The sequence below is a fragment of the Micromonospora sp. C97 genome (assembly GCF_018070385.1).
Lineage (GTDB): Bacteria > Actinomycetota > Actinomycetes > Mycobacteriales > Micromonosporaceae > Micromonospora > Micromonospora parva.
The window spans coordinates 95,116-111,835 of the sequence record NZ_JAGPXU010000008.1 but is presented as its reverse complement, the minus strand read 5'-3'; the positions used below and the strand labels follow the sequence as shown (position 1 = coordinate 111,835).

Here is a 16,720-nt window from a genome sequence, read left to right as displayed (position 1 = left end):
TCAGCCCCCGATCGCGGACATCGGTCGGGTCGGTTGGAGGAAGGTCGGGTCGTCGATGCCGTGCCCGGCGCGCTTGCCCCACATCGCGGTGCGCCAGCGTCGGGCCAGCTCGTCGTCGTCCACGGCGGCCCGCAGCGCGGCGCGCAGATCCGACTCCTCGGTGGCGAAGAGGCAGGCGCGGACCTGACCGTCGGCGGTCAGCCGGGTGCGGTCGCAGTCCCCGCAGAAGGGACGGGTGACGCTGGCGATCACACCGACCCGGGCGGGACCTCCGTCGACCAGCCAGGTCTCCGCCGGTGCCGCACCGCGCTCGGCCGGGTCGGGGCTGAGATCGAAGGCGGTACGCAGGGACGCCAGGATCTCCTCGGCGGTGACCATGGTGTCGCGGGCCCAACCGTGCTGGGCGTCCAGCGGCATCTGCTCGATGATCCGCAGCTGGTAGTCGTGATCGAGGGCGAAGCGGAGCAGCGCTGGCGCCTCGTCCTCGTTCACACCTCGCATCAGCACTGAGTTGATCTTCACGGGGCTGAGGCCGACTGCCGCCGCCCCGGCCAGCCCGGCCAGCACCGCGTCGAGGCGGGGACGGCGGGTGAGCGTGGTGAACCGGTCCGGGTCCAGGGTGTCCAGTGAGACGTTCACCCGGTCCAGGCCGGCCGCGCGCAACGCCGGGGCCAGCCGGTCCAGGCCGATGCCGTTGGTGGTCAGCGAGACCCGGGGGCGGGGCTGGAGGGCGGCGACGGCCGTCACGATGTCGACCAGCCCGGGTCGGATCAGCGGCTCACCGCCGGTGAACCGCACCTCGGTCACGCCGAGCATCTCGACCGCCACCTGGACCAGCCGGACGATCTCCTCGTCGGTCAGCAGCTCGGGGCCGGCCAGCCAGGGCAGCCCTTCCGCCGGCATGCAGTAGGTGCAGCGCAGGTTGCACTTGTCGGTGAGGGACACGCGCAGGTCCCGGGCGACGCGGCCGTACCGGTCGACGAGGACGCCGTCGGACCCCGGGGCGGCGCTCACCTGTCGACCGTAGCGCGCTCGGCCCGGCCCAGGACGGCGCGGGCGGTCCGGACGACCGCATCTCGGTAACTGGCGCCGAAGAGCGCGGTGTGCACAAGCAGCAGATGCAGCTGATGTAGCGGCACGCGGTCCCGCCAACCGTCCGACAGCGGCCAACTCTCCTGGTAGGCGGCCAGCACCCGACCCAGGTGGGGGATGCCGCCGAAGAGGGCGAGCTGGGCGAGATCCGTTTCCCGGTGCCCACCGTGCGCCGCCGGGTCGACCAGCCAGGCCCGGTCGTCGGCCCCCCACAGCACGTTGCCCGGCCACAGGTCGCCGTGGATGCGCGCGGGCGGCTCGTCGCCGCCGAGCCCGTCGAGGCGACCGATCACCTGCTCGACCAGATCGGCGTCGGCCCCGCTGAGCGCACCGCCGTCGACCGAGCGTCGCAGGTAGGGGGCGAGGCGCCGCTCGACGAACCAGGTCGACCAGCGCCCCTCGGTGGGGGTGTTGTCCTGGGGAAGCGCGCCGATGAAACCGGGCCAGGCCGCACCGAAGGTGGTCGCGCCCGCCCGGTGCAACCCGGCCAACTCCCGGCCGAAGCGCTCCGCGGCCTCCGGCGTCGGCTCGCCGGGCTCCACCCAGTCGAGCGCCAGCAGCTCCGGCAACACCACGATCACCTCGGGTACGGCGACCGCGCCCGCCTCCCGCAGCCAGCGCAGGCCGGCGGCCTCGGCGGCGAAGAAGCCCTCCGGCACCGGTCGGTCGGCGTTCTCCGGCCAGGACTTGGCGAAGACGGAGTGGCCGTCGTCGAGGGTGAGCCGGGCGGCGGCGCAGATGTCTCCACCGGCGACCGGCGTCTCCCGGAGCCGCTGATGGGTCCGGAAGGTCGGGAGGTGCGCCGGATGCGCGCGCAGGTACGCCAGGTCCATCAGCGCACGGTAACCGCTCCTTACGACAGCCAGGTGTCGCCCGACGACATCGGCGCTCTTTCGGCACTCGTCGGTGTGGCATGAGCAGGGAAAACACGCTGCGTAACTGTGGATAAGCCGCGTGTCGTCCACAGGGGTGGCCGGGCCCGGTGCCCCCGCCGCAGGCTTCCGACATGACCTCGACCGAACGCCCCCAGTTGGCCGTCCGCTCACCCGCCGACCTGATCGCCGCCGTGCCGTACCTGCTGGGTTTCCACCCCGCCGACAGCGTGGTCGCGGTGGCGCTGCGCGGTCGGCAGATCATCTTCGCCGCCCGCGCCGACCTGCCCGAGCCGTCCACGGATCCCCTCGACCGGGCCCGACACCTGGCCGGGGTGATCCACCGGCAGGGCGCGGAGGCTGCCACGGTCGTGGGTTACGGCCCGCCCGACCGGGTCACCCCGAGCGTGGATGCCGTACGCGCCGCGCTGACCGGTGTCGGCCTGGAGGTGCTCGACGCGCTGCGGGTGACCGACGGCCGGTGGTGGTCCTACCTCTGCACCGAGGCCGAGTGCTGCCCACCCGAGGGTCGCCGCTACGACCCGGAGATCAACCAGGTGACGGCGTCGGCGGTCTTCGCCGGCCAGGTGGCTCTCCCGGACCGGGCCGCCCTCGTGGCGCAGGTGTCGCCGGTCGAAGGGCCGGCCCGGGACGCGTTGCGCGCGGCCGCCGTCGGGGCCGAGAAACGGCTCGTCGACCTGATCGAGGGCGCGCCCGCCAGCGATCTGCTCGGCGGTCGAGCGGTGCGCTCCGCCGGGGTGACGGCGGTTCGCGAGGCGCAACGCCGGCAGCGGCGCGGTGAACGGCTCGACGATGCGGAGGTCGCCTGGCTGTGCCTGCTGCTGACCCACCTGCCGGTGCGCGACCACGCCTGGGAACGCACCGACGGTCGCGATCGGGACATCGCCCTGTGGACCGACGTGCTGCGCCGGGCCGAGCCGGAGCTGACCGCCGCGCCCGGTGCGTTGCTGGCGTTCGCTGCCTGGCGCGCCGGGCAGGGCGCGTTGGCGGCGGTCGCGCTCGAACGCACGCTCGGTCTGCACCCCGGCTACTCGCTCGCCCTGCTGCTGGACGACCTGATCCGGCGCGGCGTGCCCCCGGCCGAGCTGGACGGCTGGCCGTCGGTCGGGATGCCCGGGGTCATCCGTCCCCGCAGACGGAGCCGACGTGGCCGCCGCTGACCGGTCCGATCACACGCTTGGTAATACCGCGGGTGCTACCAGAATTGGTAGGCTGGCGGACATGACCGTCAAGCGCTCCGTGAGCCTCCCCGACGACGTCGCGGAGTGGCTGGATCGGCAGCCCAACGTCTCGGCCGCCATCACCGCGGCGGTACGAGCCCAGATGGAGGTCATGCACCTCGACGAGGTGCTGCGGCGTGCCGGCATCGAGGTGACCGAGGCGGGCCGGGCGCGGTGGCGGGAGCGGCTGGCGACGCCCATTCCGGCGGACGCCCTGGCCGAAGGACGCCGGATGTTGGGCCGCGCGGGATGAGCGATCAGATCGCTGCCGTCTTCGACGCGTCGGCGTTGACGGCCTACCTCGAGGGCAACCCATCGGTGGGGGAGCTGATGCTGGAGGTCGCCGACGAGGGTCGGCAGGTGGCCGTACCGGCGACGTGCCTGGCTGTCGCCTTCGCAAACGCGACCGACGAGATCGATGCCGCGCTGCTGGCCCTGATGATGACCGCCCCGATGATCCGCCTGCTGCCTCTCGACGCCGAGGACGTGCGAGACACCGGCACGTTGGCCCGCGCCGGGGACGGTGACATCTCGCTCGGCCATGCCGCCCGTGCGGCACTCACCCACGAGGCGCACTACGCGACGGCGCGACCCGAGGCCGCGGCGAAGGTGCTCCCCACCAACTGGAGCATCTTCCAGCTGGCCTGACGAGCGACAAGGCTGCGACGCGAACCCGAGTCGATCATGCGCAGGGCGGGCCCTGGCCGCTTCCCTCGGCACCGCCCTCCGTCGAAGGATGTACGCGTTGCTCCTGTCCACGGCCGACGCGGCCGGCTCACCACCGCCGGAGAATGATCTCGTGGCCGTTAACCGTGTCGGTACGACATGACCCCCGAGTTGCTGCTGTCGCTGGCCGGGCTGGCGTTGATCGACAGCACCAGCATCGGCACCCTCTTCATCCCGGTCTGGCTGCTGCTCGCACCCGGGACGATCAACGCGCGGCGGATCCTCGTCTACCTCGGCACCATCGCCGTCTTCTACTTCGCCGTGGGGCTGCTGCTCGCCCTGGGTGGCAGTCAGTTGGCCGACGTCCTCGGCGGGGCGATGGACAACCGGCCGGTGCTCTGGGCGCAGCTCGTTCTCGGGGTCGGGCTGTTCGCGCTCAGCTTCCGGTACGACGGCAAACGACGCCCACGCGGCGGCGGTGTGCTGCGGTGGCGGGACCGCGTCACAGCTGGCGACTCCTCGGTGCGCTGGCTGGTGGGGTTGGCGCTCCTCGCCGCGCTCGCGGAGGTGGCGACGATGCTGCCGTACCTCGGCGCGGTCGGCCTGCTGACCACCTCCGAGGTCGGTGCGGCGCAGATGGTGGGTCTGCTCGCTGCCTACTGCGTGGTCATGGTGTTGCCGGCGGTGCTGCTGCTCGGAGCGCGAATGGCGTGGCCGAGGTTGGTCGAGCCGGTGCTGGGCCGGCTCAACGCCTGGATCGCGCGCCACTCCGGCGGCATGCTCGGCTGGATCCTCGGCATCGCGGGCTTCCTGCTGGCCCGCGACGCCGTGATCCGGCTGGACCTGCTCGACCAGTTGGTGATCAGACTGTGATCCGTTCGGGGCGGGCGTAGACGTTCATCGTGTTGCCGCGCAGGAAGCCGACAAGTGTCATGCCCGCCTCCTCGGCCAACTCGGCGGCGAGGGTGCTCGGGGCGGACACCGCGGCCAGCAGCGGCAGCCCCGCCATCCACGCCTTCTGGGTCAGCTCGAAGCTGGCCCGCCCGGAGACCAGCAGCAGGTGCCCGGCGAGCGGCAGCCGGCGCTCCCGCACCGCCCAGCCGATCACCTTGTCCACGGCGTTGTGTCGGCCCACGTCCTCGCGCAGCACCACCAGTTCGCCGTCGGGGGTGAACAAGCCGGCCGCGTGCAGCCCGCCGGTCCGGTCGAAGCCGCGCTGGGCGGCGCGCAACCGGTCGGGCAGGTCGGCGAGCAGCGTGGCCGGCACGCTGAGAGGGTCCGCCGAGACCGGGAAGAGCGACCGGGTGCGTACCGCGTCGATGCTGGCCTTGCCGCAGACCCCGCAGGAGCTGGTCGTGTAGAAGTTCCGGGACGGGTCGGTGGTCGGTTCCGGCACTCCGGGGGCGAGCACCACGTCCACCACGTTGTACGTGTTCGGTGTCTCCGCGCCGGCGCAGAGCTGCGCGGTCAGCACGTCGTCGGTCGACCGGATCAGCCCCTCCGTCAGCAGGAACCCGATGGCCAGGTCCAGGTCGTCGCCGGGGGTACGCATGGTGACGGCGAGCGGCCGCCGTCGGCCGGGGCCGGCCGCGCCGACCCGGATCTCCAGCGGCTCTTCCACGGCAAGGGTGTCCGGCCGGCGGACCGACCCGCGGCCGGCGCTCGCCGCGTCCAGGTCGATCCGGAGTACGCCCCTGCGATCAGTTGCCCGTCCCATCCCGCCATCCTCCCCCCACCTCACCCCGAACCACCCACCCCAACCCCACCCACCCCCCACCCCGCGCGTTGATCATGAAGTTGTCCGCGCGTGTTGTCGGCGTGTCGAGCGACAACTCCATGATCACCGGGGTGAGGGGTTGGGCTGGCGCATCCGAGCGCCGGCACGGTTACCGTGGCCGGGTGGGGACGTACGCAGCAGTGGTGCTCGCGGGTGGGGCCGCCCGACGGATGGGCGGGGTCGACAAGCCCGCGCTTCCGGTCGGTGGTCGGCCGATGCGTGACCGCGTGCTGGCCGCCGTCGCCGACGCGACGCCGCGGGTGCTGGTCGGTGCGGCCCAGGGCGTGCCGGCGGGTGTGCGGGTCGTCCGGGAGGACCCGCCCGGCGGGGGCCCGGTCCCCGCGGCGGCGGCCGGCCTGGCGCTGCTGGATCCCGACACCGCCCTTGTCGCGCTGCTCGCCGGCGATCTGCCGCTGCTCACCCGGGCCGCGATCAGTGACCTGTTGAACCACTTCGACGGTGAGTCCGCACGCACCGAACCGGCCGGAGACCGCTCCGCGTCGGCACCGCCGCCCAGCGGCGGCGAGCGGGGACCGGACGGGGTGTGCTTCGTGGACGGGGACGGGCGGCGGCAGTCGCTCTGTGGTGTCTGGCGGGTCGCGGCGCTGCGGGCGGCGTTGGACCGGCTGGCCGTCGAGCGGGGCGGGAGCTTGTCCGGGGCGCCGGTCCGGGCGCTGCTGGCGGGTCTCGTGGTGCGGGAGGTGGGCTGGTCCGGCGAGGGCCCGCCGCCGTGGTTCGACTGCGACACTGACGAGGACGTACGCCGGGCGGAGGAGTGGGCGCCATGACGGTGATGGACGACTGGGTCACGGCGGTGTGCGCCGAGTTGGATCTGGACCCGGCCGCGGTGCCGGTGCCGGCGGTGCTCGATCTGGCCCGGGACGTCGCCCACCAGGTGCTGCGTCCCGGGGCGCCGGTGACCGCGTACCTCTTCGGGTTGGCGGTCGGCCGGGGTGCCGAGCCGGCGGACGCCGCGGCCCGGCTCAGCGCGCTGGCGGGCACCTGGCCGGTCGAGTTGGGTGCCGACCCCGCGGACCCGACGGCCCGCTGACCGCCGCTGTCCGATCCCGGTCCGGGCTGATTCGGCCTACCGGCGGCGTGGGTAGGGTGATCGTGACGGACGGAGGCGATCATGACGGCTGACCACCCCTCGGCCCCGCACGGTGAGCTGCCCGGCGCTTCGACCGAGCCGGCGGAATCGATCCTGCTCGACGAGCCCAGCACCACCGACCTGCGGGCGAAGGTGACCGAGGCGTGGCGGGAGTTCGCCCGCGCGCTCGCCGTGCGGCTGCGGGAACTTCCCGTCGGCGCGCACCTCGACGTGACCCTCGATCCCACGGCCTCCGGCACCGGTGACGCCGTCTACTCGATAAGCGTGGACGTGGACGCGGACCGGGTGTTGTCCGCCCGCGCGGTCGGCAACGCCACCCTGCCGGCGGGGTACCGACTGGACCGGGGCGCGGTGGCGGACATGGTCGCGCTCGGTTGGTCGCCGCCCGGGGTGGTCGCCGGCTCCGGCGGTTCCTTCGGGTTGAACGCCACGACGGGCGAGTCGACCCAGGTGGCCACGCTGCTCTCCCGCACGCTGCGGGACGTCTACGGTGCCCCGCACCCGGCCTTCCTCGTCTACCTGGTGCACGACGCCGAGGGCGAACCGCTGACGGTGGACCCGCTGGGCACCGCGCGTAGCGAGTTCGGCCCGGACGCCGATGTCGAGGCGGACCTGGAGGAGGCGTTGGCCGAGGCGGCTGCCGCTCAGGTCGAGCGGGACGACGTGCTCGACCTGGCCGACCGGGTCCGTACCGTGGTCTCCACGATGTTGAAGTCGGACACCGACCGGTTGCAGATCGACTCGGACGGCGACATCACCATCCGCGCCGGCTCGGCGATGGTCTTCGTGCGGGTGCGGGACAACCCGCCCCTGGTGGACGTGTTCTCCCCGGTGCTCACCGAGGTGGAGCCGACCGAGCGGCTCTACGTGAAGCTCTCCGAGCTGACGAACCGGATGCCGATCGGCCGCCTCTACTGCGCCGATGACACGGTCTGGGCGTCCATCCCGGTGTTCGGCCGCAACTTCCAGGCCACCCATCTGATGCTCGCGGTGCAGGTGATGACCGGTCTCGCCGACGAGTTGGACGACCGTCTACACGGCGAGTTCGGCGGCAAGCGGTTCTTCGGTGAGGGTGACAAGCCGGTCCGGCGCGACGAGTCGGAGCACCGCACCGGCATGTACCTCTGAACCCGGTCAGTTCACGTCCAGCAGGGTCTTGCCGACTGTCGCGCGCGCCTCGATGGCGGCGTGCGCGTCCGCCGCGCGTTCCAGCGGGAAGCGCTGGCCGATGAGCGGCCGTAGCTGGCCGGCCGCCGCGCCCGCCAGCACCTGATCGGTGTACGCGCGCATCCGCGCGGGCGGCACGTCCGATCGGACCAGCGTGACGTGCCGCGCCGTGGCGTCCTCCGCCGACACCGGGGACCACCCGCCGCTGGCCAGCCCGAAGCTGACCATCCGGCCACCCGGGTCCAGCAGCTCGAACGCCGTCCGGGCGATGGGGCCGCCGACGCCGTCGAACACCACGTCGACTCCGCCCACCACGTCCCGGATCCGGTCGGTCCAGCCCGGCAGGCGGTAGTCGGCCGTCAGGTCGGCACCGAGGCCGGGCAGCAGGTCCACCTTGCGCGCGCCGCCGGCCACCCCGATCACCTGTGCGCCGGCGCGCGCCGCGAGCTGCACGAGCAGGCTGCCCACGCCGCCCGCCGCCGCTTCCACCAGCACCCGGTCGCCGGGGCGAACGCCGGCCGCCCCGACCAGCAGGGTGGCGGTCCGTCCGTCGGCCAGCAGGGCCACCGCGTCGTCCAGTGCCAGCCCGGCCGGCACCTCGAAGGGCGCGGACGCGTCCACCACCGCCCGTTCGGCGTACCCGCCGGAGCCGCCGGTGGCGCTGACGACCCGGCGCCCGGTCAGCGCCGGGTCGACGTCCGACCCGACCGTGGTGATCACCCCGCCGACGCCGTTGCCGGGGATCAGCGGTGGGGTGAGCCGGAACGGGCCGGGGCGTCCGGAGCGTAGCTGCGTCTCGATGAAGGTGATGTTCACGTGCGCGACGTCGATCAGCACCTGCCCGGGTCCGGGCACCGGGTCGGGCGCCGGGCCGGGGACCAGCACCTCGGGTCCGCCGAACTCCCGTAACCAGATCGCCCGCATGACAGCCCCCTCGGCCTCGATGGGCTGCCTCGCCCACTCGGGGTCAGTCCATCTCCTCAACTCGGGTTGAGGTCAAGAGGTGCCGGCGGACGGCCCGACGCCGGGCGATTCGACCAGCCGGGAGAGCACGATGGTGCTGCGGGTGGAGGTCACGAAGGACTCGGCCCGCAGTCGTTCCAGCGCTGCCTCCAGGTGGGCGATGTCGGCGGCGCGCAGGTGCACGAGCGCGTCCGCCTCCCCGGAGACGGTGTACGCGCCGACCACCTCGGGGTGTCGGCGGGCGGCCACACCGATCTGTGCCGGGGTGGTCCGGCCGGCGCAGAACAGCTCGACGAAGGCTTCCGTCGTCCAGCCGACGGCGGCCGGATCAACGACGGCCGTAAATCCCCTGATCACGCCGGTGGCGCGTAGCCGGTCGACGCGACGCTTGACCGCTGGGGCGGAGAGTGACACCCGAGCGCCGATGTCGGCGTACGACGCGCGGGCGTCCGCGACAAGTAACGCAATGATCCGCTGGTCTACCGCGTCTATCTGCAACGTTCCGCCTCTGGGAAGCAACACTTGTGGCTGTTTTCAACGTTCCACGGTACCTACTCTTGGTGACCGTGAACCAGCAGCGTTTCCCGCGAAAGCGGACATATCTCATGTGCTCGCCGGACTACTTCGCGGTCGAGTACGCGATCAACCCGTGGATGGACGTGACCACCCCGGTCGACCGGGATCTGGCCGTCAAGCAGTGGGACCGGCTGCGCGAGACGCTTGTCGGCCTCGGCCACGAGGTGCACCTGCTCACCCCCGAGCAGGGCCTGCCCGACATGGTCTACGCCGCCAACGGCGGCTTCGTGGTGGACGGCAGCGTCTACGGCGCCCGGTTCAAGCACGAGCAGCGGGCCGCCGAGGCCGCCGCCCACCACGCCTTCTACGAGGCGCAGGGCTGGCGGTTCATCGCACCCAGCGAGACCAACGAGGGCGAGGGCGACTTCGCGTACGTGCCGGAGGCGCACGGCGGACTCATCCTGGCCGGGCACGGCTTCCGCACCGAGATCCCCGCGCACGCCGAGGCGCAGGAGGCGTTGGGTCGTCCGGTGGTGTCGCTGCGCCTGATCGACCCGCGCTTCTACCACCTGGACGTGGCGCTCGCGGCCATCGACGACGAGAACATCGTCTACTTCCCGGGCGCGTTCTCCGCGGCCAGCCAGCGGGTGCTCACCCAACTCTTCCCGGACGCGGTGATCGCCGACGACGAGGACGCGATGGCCTTCGGGCTCAACCTGGTCAGCGACGGCGCGAACGTGGTCCTCAACAGCGAGGCCACCCGCCTGGCCGGCAAGCTCAAGGCGGCCGGGTACACGCCGGTCCCCGTCGAGCTGGCCGAGCTGAAGAAGGGCGGCGGCAGTGTGAAGTGCTGCATCGCCGAGCTGCGGCACTGACCCACCAACGTCTCGGGGCCGGTCTCCCAGTGGGAGACCGGCCCCGAACCGTGCTTGCGCGGGCGATCAGCCCAGCGTGGCCAGCTCGTTGATCAGCACGTTCGACATGACCTGACCGTCGCGCTGCACCTCACGCAGGTACCACTTCTGCTGCGGGGTACGCGGCTGGTTGAACTGCCAGATGCCGCGCGGGCTGTCGATCTGGCCGATCTTGCCCAGGGCCAGGTTGACCTGCTGCGGCGTCGGCTTCCCGCCGGTCAGCTGGATGGCCTGGTCGAGCACCTGCGCCGCGTCGTACGACGCCATCGCGTACGTGGTGGGCGTGACCTGGTACTTCTTGCGGTACGCCGAGGCGAAGACCCGGTTCGACGTGTTGTTCAGGTCGGCCGAGTAGTTCAGCGCGGTCTGGATGCCCAGCGCGTTGTCCTTCAGGTTCTCCAGCACGGTGCCCTCGGTGAGGAAGCCCGGTGCGTAGATCGGCCCGGCGAACTTCTCCCGCAGCTGCTTGATGAACTCGACGGCGGCCGCCCCGGCGAAGAAGCAGAAGACCGCGGTGGGCTTCTTGGCCAGCGCCTTGGAGATGTCCGAGGCGTACGTCGTCTTGCCGGGGTTGCCGGTGGCGTTGGTGTAGGTCACCGGGTCGCTGATCCGCGGGTCGGTCGCGCCGAACTCCTGCTTGAAGCCGCGTACGACGTCCGGGCTGCCGACGTTCTCCGGCATGATGATCGCGACCCGGCCGTTGGCCGGCAGTTGGTCGCGCAGGTAACGCCCGAGCGCCCGGCCGGCCTCGTCGAGCACGTACGAGGTCCGCCAGATGTAGAAGACGCTCTGCAGGCTGCTCGGTGAGGCGTTGGAGCCGATCAGCGGGACCCGGGCCTGCTCCACAGTGTCCCGGATGCCGACCATCACCGCCGAGTTGACCACGCCGGTGAGCGCCAGCACGCCCTGCTTGAGCAGGCCCTCGACGGCGGCCTTGCCCGTCTTCGCGGTGTCGCCCTCGTCGGCGGTCAGCAGCTCGACGGGGTGGCCGCCCAGCCGCTGGTCGTGCAGGTCGAGGAAGAGCTGGAAGCCGTTGGTGATGTCGTCGCCGATGCTCTTGAAACCGCCGGCCTGCGGCGTGATCAACCCGATCTTGACCGGGCTGTGGTTGGCGGTCGGTTCGGCGTCACTGTCTGAGCCACACCCGGCGACGAACCCGGTGGTACCGAGCGCGGCCAACAGTTGGAGCGCCCGCCTGCGATTCATCTGCGACACCGAGTTCCTTCCAAGGAAGCGTTACAGGGCCGAACACCGCCCCTCCGGCGTTCTACCTGGTCCGCGACGCTGCGTCAATGGCTAGTGATCATCGTGCAGGGACCGCAACACAGCGAGGACCTGGGGCCAGGCGACGGACTCCGGGTCGATCAGCCCGAAATGCTCGCATCCAGGCAGTTCAACAAGGGAGATATCGGATCCTGCGGCACTGGCTTCCGCTACGAAATCCCGGCTCATGTCCGCCGGCACCTGATGATCGTCTGAACCGTGTATAACTACTGTGCGTGTTCGTATCGGTACCAACATCCGTGGATCCGCCGTCGCGTACCGGTCCGGGACCTGCTCCGGGCCGCCGCCGAGCAGCGCGGCGACCGCGCCCGAGTCCAGATCGCGCCGGTACGCCTCGCCCAGGTCGGCCACCGGGGCCAGGGCGAGCACCCCGCCCACCGTGGCCGGGGCGGTGGCCGCCACGTACAGCGCCAGGTGACCCCCGGCGGAGTGCCCGACCAGGATCGGCGGGGTCGGGCTCACCCGGCCGGGCAGCGCGTCGGCCGCCAGCACGGGCAGTTCGGCCACCCCGGTCAGGACGTCGGTCAGGGTGCCCGGCCAGCCGCCACCGGGCTGCCCCGTCCGGCGGTATTCCAGCTGCGCCACCGGGTAGCCCTGGGCGGCGAGGGCCGTGGCCAGCGGGCCGGTGTGCCGCCGGTCGTACTCGGCCCGCCAGAACCCCCCGTGCAGCACGACGACGAGCGGCCGGGCCGGGCCGGTCCCCGTCGGGAGGCGCAGATCGGCCACCTGATTCGGGTCGTCCCCGTACGCCACGGTCCGGTCGGGCTCCGGAGCGGGCCGGGTCAACACGGCGCGCGGGTCGACAGGCATGGCGCGACGGTAGCGCGCCCCGCAGGGGTGGTTCGGCCCCGGGAGTCGGTCCCGGGGGGCATGGCCCGCGCCCACTGGGTAAAGATGGACCCCATGACCGAAGCGCGCTCAGCTGGACAGAACGACGAGCCCGGCCCCGACGACTCCGGCCAGTCCGGCACCGTGGTGGTGGTCGGCCCGGACGGTCGGCCGATCGGCACGATGCAGACCGACGAGGGCCAGGGTGAGGACCCGACCCGCCTGGTCGAACAACCGGCCAAGGTGATGCGGATCGGCAGCATGATCAAGCAGCTGCTGGAGGAGGTGAAGGCCGCACCTCTCGACGACGCCAGCCGCCACCGGATGCGGGAGATCCACGAGCGGTCGATCGTCGAGCTCAAGGAGGGCCTCGCCCCCGAGCTGCGCGACGAGCTGGAGCGCATCTCGCTGCCCTTCACCGAGGACAAGGCCCCCAGCGAGGGCGAGCTGCGGATCGCGCACGCCCAGCTCGTCGGCTGGCTGGAGGGCCTGTTCCACGGCATCCAGGCCGCGCTGGTGGCCCAGCAGATGGCCGCCCGGGTGCAGCTGGAGCAGATGCGCGGCGGCCGGCAGGCGCTGCCCAGCGGCCCCGGCGGAATCGTCCCCGGGATGCCGGGCATCGGCCAGCCGGGCGGCGGCGAGGGTCACAACACCGGTCAGTACCTCTGACCTCAGTCCACCCCGAAGATCCCCTCCAGGTACGCCGCCACGCCGTCCTCGGTGTTCGCCGTCGTCACGTCGTCGGCGACCGCCAGGACGGCGCGGTGCGCGTTGGCCACCGCCACCCCACGGCCGGCCCAGGTCAGCATCGGTACGTCGTTGGGCATGTCGCCGAAGGCCAGCACGTCCGCCGCTGCCACCCCGAGCTGGTCGCAGTACCAGGCCAGCCCCGCCGCCTTGGTCACCCCGGCCGCGGAGATCTCCACCAGCCCAGAGGACGACGAGTGGGTGGCCTCGGCCAGCCCCGCCACCGCCGTGGCGATCAGCTCGGCGAAGGCGTCCGGGTCCTGCTCACCGGCGCGGGCGAGGAGCTTCACCGCCGGCACCGAGAGCAGTTCCTCCGGCGTTTCGATCGGCCGGATGCCGTCGGCGTCGGCGTCCCAGCGCAGCGGGTAGTGCGCCTCGTGCCGCATCTCCCGGCTGTCCAGGATCTCCACGGCGAAGCTGATCCCGGGCACCTCGGCCCGTAGCCTCCGGGCCACCTCCGCCAGGTGCTGTGGTGCGAGCGGGTCGGCCCGCACCACCTCGTCCTCAAACGGGTCGTAGACCACGGCGCCGTTGGCGCAGACCGCCGGCAGCGGCCGGGCGAGCTGGTCGTACACCATCTTGAGCCAGCGGACCGGACGGCCGGTGACCAGGACGACCGGCGTGCCTCCCGCGGAGATCCGGGCGAGCAGGTCGGCGGTGCGTGGGCTGACGGTGTGGTCGTCGCGGATCAGCGTGCCGTCGATGTCGGTGGCGATGAGGCGGGGCGTGTTTCCCATTACCGGGACAGTAGCCGGTCGAGATACACCGCCACCCCGTCGTCGTCGTTGCGCAAGGTCACCTCGTCGGCGACGGCGCGCAGCGCGGGGTGCGCGTTTGCCACTGCCACCCGCGACCAGCCGGCCCATCCGAACATCGGCAGGTCGTTGGGCATGTCACCGAAGACCAGCACGTCGGCCGGGTCGACCCCGAGGGTCTGCGCCACCACTGTCAGCCCGGTCGCCTTGTCCACGCCGGGCGGGCAGATCTCGACGAAGCCGAGCCCGGCCTGGGTGAGCGTGGCGACCTGCGGCGGGATGATCTCGCGGGCCACCGCCAGCAGCTCGTCCACGTGGTGGTCGGCGGTCCGGGCGAAGGCCTTGATCACGTCGGAGGCGAGGCACTCGTCACGGGTGCGCGCCTCGAAGCGGTCCTGGTAGGGCCAGCTCTCGTGGTAGTCACCCCAGAGCGGGGCGTCGTGCTCGTCGGACGCCTCGACCATGACGGTGAGCGGGCCGACCTGCGCCTCCAGATCGGCGAGCAGCCGGGCCAGCACCTCGGCGGGCAACCGCTCGTCGCGGAGCACCACCGGGCCGCTCGGGTCGCTCTGGTCGACCACCCATCCGCCGCCGGCCATGACCAGGAAGTCGGCGGCGCGGATGTCGTTGCGGGTCAGTTCGCTCAACCGAGGGCCGCGTCCGGTCGCGCCGACCACCGGAATTCCGGCGGCGCGCACCCGGTCGAGCACCCCATGGGTGTACGCGGAGACGGTGTCATCGCTGCGGACCAGCGTCCCGTCGAGGTCGGTCGCGATCAACTTGGGCAGTCCCGGGCGGGTCATCGTTCCTCCTTCGCCCGCCGCCGTCGCACCTGCCATGGCCAGGGAGAGCGCGGCCCGGCGTGACGGCGGGCAGCAACCGTACCTCGCGAAAAGGGCCCCAACCATGGCTTCCAGGCGAATCGGACCCCAACCCCCGGCACCCCTGCGGTGTCCCCCGCGTGCCGCAGCCTCGCGCTGCCTCGGCTGCCTCGCGCTGTCCGTGATCTCGCGCTTGGGGTCGCCGTGCTTTGGGCCGCCGGGCTGTGTTTGGGCCTTATGTCGGGCTGCGAGCGGGGCCGGTGCGACCGCCAGTTCCCCGCTCATCCCAAGATCGTGCTCAATCAAGGAAGTAGTGGCCTGCGGGCCGCGCGGATACCACTACATCAATGTTCAAGCACGATCTTGGCGGGGGTGGGCCGAGGGCTTGGGCGCGGGACCGTGGGGGGTCGGCCGGGGCCTGGGAGCAGGCCGCGGTGGGCCGGGGGCCGGGGACCCGGGCGTGGTGGGGCGCTGTTATCGACGTGGGCTGGGGTGACGGTGGAGGTCAGTGCTGTGGGTCGGGGCGGGTGAAGGGGGCGGCGGGGGTGACGGTCAGGTCGGCGGGGGCGGGCAGGCCGTCCTCGATCGGGTCGGGGTTGCGGCGGCGGCGCCAGGGGCGCGGTGCTGGCCCGTCGGCGGACCGGTCCTCGTCCGGCGGGTCGAACGCGCCGGGGGGTGCGGCAGGCGCCAGCCGCAGGGCGGCCGCGAACAGCACACAGGCGGCGAACGCCATCACCAGCCCACGGCCGTACTCGGCCCGGAAGCCGTCGTCGGGCGAGTAGAAGAAGTCCCGCTGGCTGGGGTCGTCGAGGGTGGCAGTGGCGGCCACCAGCAGTGCCAACAGGGCACCGGCCAGAGCGAGACCGGCCAGCCGGGCGTTCGGCCGCACGGCCGCCGTGCCCCGCAACGCCAGCACCACGGTGCAGACGAGGGCGAGCAGGCCGACCAGGTAGCCCACCCCGAAGCCACCGACCTCGGACACCCCGGCGGGCACCTCGATCGTCGAGTTCCCCTCGGGCCCGCCGTTCGGCAGGCTCATCACGAGCCACTCACCGAGAAGTGAGGCGATCGCGGCCACCGCGCCCAGACCGGCGAGCAGCAGCGGCAGCCGAGGATCCCGCGCGAAGCCGGCCAGGGACCAGGCGAACCGGCCCCGGCGGGTCGTGTCGACGGCACCCCACTCGATCACGGCGGGGGCCTCGGACCGATCGCCCTGCCGGGGGATTGGAAGCTCCTCGGACATCGGCCACCCTTCCGCCGGTCTCGGGCCTGGGTCGCATCATGGCACAGCAAGCTGGTGGTGACAGGGATCGCAGGGCTGGCGAGCGCGCCGGTCTGTCGCTCGGCGGTCGCGTTTCCGCTAGCGTTTGCCCCATGCCAATCCGTACCGCTTCAGCACAGTGGCAGGGCAACCTCACCGAGGGCGCGGGCACCGTCCGCACCGGTAAGGGCGGCCTGTCCGGCAACTACTCCTTCAAGTCGCGCTTCGAGGAGGGTGAGGGCACCAACCCCGAGGAGCTGATCGCCGCCGCGCACGCCGGCTGCTTCTCGATGGCGTTCTCCAAGGCGCTTGCCGACGCGGGCTCGACGGCCACCTCGGTCGAGACCACCGCCAAGGTGCACCTGGACAAGACCGACGCCGGCATGACCGTCACCCGGATCGACCTGGAGACGGTCGGCCAGGTCCCGGGCATCGACGAGGCGGAGTTCCAGAAGCTCGCCGAGGCCGCCAAGGCCAACTGCCCGATCTCCCGTCTGCTCTCGCCGGGTGCCGAGATCACCCTGAGCGCCCGCCTGGCCGCCTGAGCAAGCCGACCCACACCGCGTACGTCCACGGAAGAAGCCTCCGCCCGTTCCCGGGTGGTCGCTTCTTCCGTGCGGGTGCGAATGACGGCGTGCGGGGGCGAATGACGGCCATAGTCGTCCAGCAGAGCCGGGCCGCCTGCCCCCGCGTCGGGCACAATGG

The 16,720-nt window shown here is 72.3% G+C and carries 20 protein-coding genes; 10 read left to right on the top strand and 10 right to left on the bottom strand.

Features of this window, described 5'->3' with window-relative positions:
* Together moaA and KBX26_RS14085 are read right to left on the bottom strand one after the other, a co-directional pair.
* Positions 1 to 1,014: a GTP 3',8-cyclase MoaA gene (gene moaA / locus KBX26_RS14090; RefSeq protein ID WP_210865591.1), complete on the bottom strand. Its 1,014-nt coding sequence runs from the start codon at positions 1,012 to 1,014 to the stop codon at positions 1 to 3.
* Entirely contained in the window at positions 1,011 to 1,925 is a 915-nt protein-coding gene (locus KBX26_RS14085) for a fructosamine kinase family protein (protein WP_030331753.1), read from the bottom strand. The genes moaA and KBX26_RS14085 overlap by 4 nt, the downstream gene beginning before the upstream one ends.
* Before the next feature lie 173 nt (positions 1,926 to 2,098).
* Here KBX26_RS14085 and KBX26_RS14080 point away from each other — a divergent pair, with 173 nt between their 5' ends.
* The 4 genes from KBX26_RS14080 to KBX26_RS14065 all read left to right on the top strand — a co-directional run bounded on the left by KBX26_RS14080 (position 2,099) and on the right by KBX26_RS14065 (position 4,744).
* Positions 2,099 to 3,145 carry a DUF4192 domain-containing protein gene (locus tag KBX26_RS14080; protein WP_030331751.1) on the top strand — a complete coding sequence of 349 codons (1,047 nt, stop codon included), beginning with the start codon at positions 2,099 to 2,101 and terminating at the stop codon, positions 3,143 to 3,145.
* A 61-nt stretch (positions 3,146 to 3,206) separates the two neighbouring features.
* Positions 3,207 to 3,458 (top strand): hypothetical protein, encoded by a 252-nt coding sequence (locus tag KBX26_RS14075; RefSeq protein WP_030331749.1) that lies wholly within the window; start codon positions 3,207 to 3,209, stop codon positions 3,456 to 3,458.
* Positions 3,455 to 3,853 carry a hypothetical protein gene (locus KBX26_RS14070; protein ID WP_210865590.1) on the top strand — a complete coding sequence of 133 codons (399 nt, stop codon included), beginning with the start codon at positions 3,455 to 3,457 and terminating at the stop codon, positions 3,851 to 3,853. Before KBX26_RS14075 ends, KBX26_RS14070 begins: the two co-directional genes overlap by 4 nt.
* A gap of 177 nt (positions 3,854 to 4,030) precedes the next feature.
* Positions 4,031 to 4,744 carry a GAP family protein gene (locus tag KBX26_RS14065; protein WP_030331745.1) on the top strand — a complete coding sequence of 238 codons (714 nt, stop codon included), beginning with the start codon at positions 4,031 to 4,033 and terminating at the stop codon, positions 4,742 to 4,744.
* Here KBX26_RS14065 and fdhD read toward each other — a convergent pair.
* Entirely contained in the window at positions 4,734 to 5,588 is an 855-nt protein-coding gene (gene fdhD / locus KBX26_RS14060; RefSeq protein ID WP_030331743.1) for a formate dehydrogenase accessory sulfurtransferase FdhD, read from the bottom strand. The genes KBX26_RS14065 and fdhD overlap by 11 nt on opposite strands.
* A gap of 119 nt (positions 5,589 to 5,707) precedes the next feature.
* Here fdhD and KBX26_RS14055 point away from each other — a divergent pair, with 119 nt between their 5' ends.
* The 3 genes from KBX26_RS14055 (at position 5,708) to KBX26_RS14045 (ending at position 7,887) form a co-directional block, all read left to right on the top strand.
* Positions 5,708 to 6,436 (top strand): molybdenum cofactor guanylyltransferase, encoded by a 729-nt coding sequence (locus KBX26_RS14055; RefSeq protein ID WP_210865589.1) that lies wholly within the window; start codon positions 5,708 to 5,710, stop codon positions 6,434 to 6,436.
* Positions 6,433 to 6,699 carry a DUF6457 domain-containing protein gene (locus KBX26_RS14050; RefSeq protein ID WP_030331739.1) on the top strand — a complete coding sequence of 89 codons (267 nt, stop codon included), beginning with the start codon at positions 6,433 to 6,435 and terminating at the stop codon, positions 6,697 to 6,699. Before KBX26_RS14055 ends, KBX26_RS14050 begins: the two co-directional genes overlap by 4 nt.
* Positions 6,700 to 6,780: 81 nt before the next feature.
* Positions 6,781 to 7,887, top strand: coding sequence for a hypothetical protein (locus KBX26_RS14045; protein WP_030331736.1), 1,107 nt, complete (start codon positions 6,781 to 6,783; stop codon positions 7,885 to 7,887).
* 6 nt (positions 7,888 to 7,893) lie between these two features.
* On the opposite strand, the gene KBX26_RS14040 is transcribed toward KBX26_RS14045, so the two are convergent.
* Both KBX26_RS14040 and KBX26_RS14035 read right to left on the bottom strand, forming a co-directional pair.
* Positions 7,894 to 8,850: a zinc-binding dehydrogenase gene (locus KBX26_RS14040; RefSeq protein WP_210865588.1), complete on the bottom strand. Its 957-nt coding sequence runs from the start codon at positions 8,848 to 8,850 to the stop codon at positions 7,894 to 7,896.
* A 72-nt stretch (positions 8,851 to 8,922) separates the two neighbouring features.
* A complete protein-coding gene (locus tag KBX26_RS14035) occupies positions 8,923 to 9,387 on the bottom strand; it encodes an Lrp/AsnC family transcriptional regulator (RefSeq protein WP_030331732.1) in 465 nt (154 codons plus the stop codon).
* Positions 9,388 to 9,446: 59 nt separating this feature from the next.
* Between KBX26_RS14035 and ddaH the strand changes: the two genes are divergently transcribed.
* A complete protein-coding gene (ddaH, locus tag KBX26_RS14030; RefSeq protein ID WP_342446904.1) occupies positions 9,447 to 10,280 on the top strand; it encodes a dimethylargininase in 834 nt (277 codons plus the stop codon).
* A 66-nt stretch (positions 10,281 to 10,346) separates the two neighbouring features.
* On the opposite strand, the gene KBX26_RS14025 is transcribed toward ddaH, so the two are convergent.
* A complete protein-coding gene (locus tag KBX26_RS14025; protein WP_210865587.1) occupies positions 10,347 to 11,534 on the bottom strand; it encodes an ABC transporter substrate-binding protein in 1,188 nt (395 codons plus the stop codon).
* A gap of 81 nt (positions 11,535 to 11,615) precedes the next feature.
* On the bottom strand, positions 11,616 to 12,413 hold the full coding sequence (locus tag KBX26_RS14020) for a S9 family peptidase (protein WP_210865586.1): 798 nt from the start codon (positions 12,411 to 12,413) through the stop codon (positions 11,616 to 11,618).
* Between the two features lie 84 nt (positions 12,414 to 12,497).
* Between KBX26_RS14020 and KBX26_RS14015 the strand changes: the two genes are divergently transcribed.
* A complete protein-coding gene (locus KBX26_RS14015) occupies positions 12,498 to 13,100 on the top strand; it encodes a bacterial proteasome activator family protein (RefSeq protein WP_030331726.1) in 603 nt (200 codons plus the stop codon).
* 2 nt (positions 13,101 to 13,102) lie between these two features.
* Here KBX26_RS14015 and KBX26_RS14010 read toward each other — a convergent pair whose 3' ends face one another.
* The 3 genes from KBX26_RS14010 to KBX26_RS14000 all read right to left on the bottom strand — a co-directional run bounded on the left by KBX26_RS14010 (position 13,103) and on the right by KBX26_RS14000 (position 15,997).
* Positions 13,103 to 13,915 carry an HAD family hydrolase gene (locus KBX26_RS14010; protein ID WP_030331725.1) on the bottom strand — a complete coding sequence of 271 codons (813 nt, stop codon included), beginning with the start codon at positions 13,913 to 13,915 and terminating at the stop codon, positions 13,103 to 13,105.
* On the bottom strand, positions 13,915 to 14,736 hold the full coding sequence (locus tag KBX26_RS14005) for an HAD family hydrolase (protein ID WP_030331724.1): 822 nt from the start codon (positions 14,734 to 14,736) through the stop codon (positions 13,915 to 13,917). The genes KBX26_RS14010 and KBX26_RS14005 overlap by 1 nt, the downstream gene beginning before the upstream one ends.
* 523 nt (positions 14,737 to 15,259) lie before the next feature.
* On the bottom strand, positions 15,260 to 15,997 hold the full coding sequence (locus KBX26_RS14000) for a hypothetical protein (protein ID WP_210865585.1): 738 nt from the start codon (positions 15,995 to 15,997) through the stop codon (positions 15,260 to 15,262).
* Positions 15,998 to 16,128: 131 nt separating this feature from the next.
* Here KBX26_RS14000 and KBX26_RS13995 point away from each other — a divergent pair, with 131 nt between their 5' ends.
* Positions 16,129 to 16,560, top strand: coding sequence for an OsmC family protein (locus KBX26_RS13995; protein WP_210859572.1), 432 nt, complete (start codon positions 16,129 to 16,131; stop codon positions 16,558 to 16,560).
* Positions 16,561 to 16,720 lie beyond the last annotated feature (160 nt).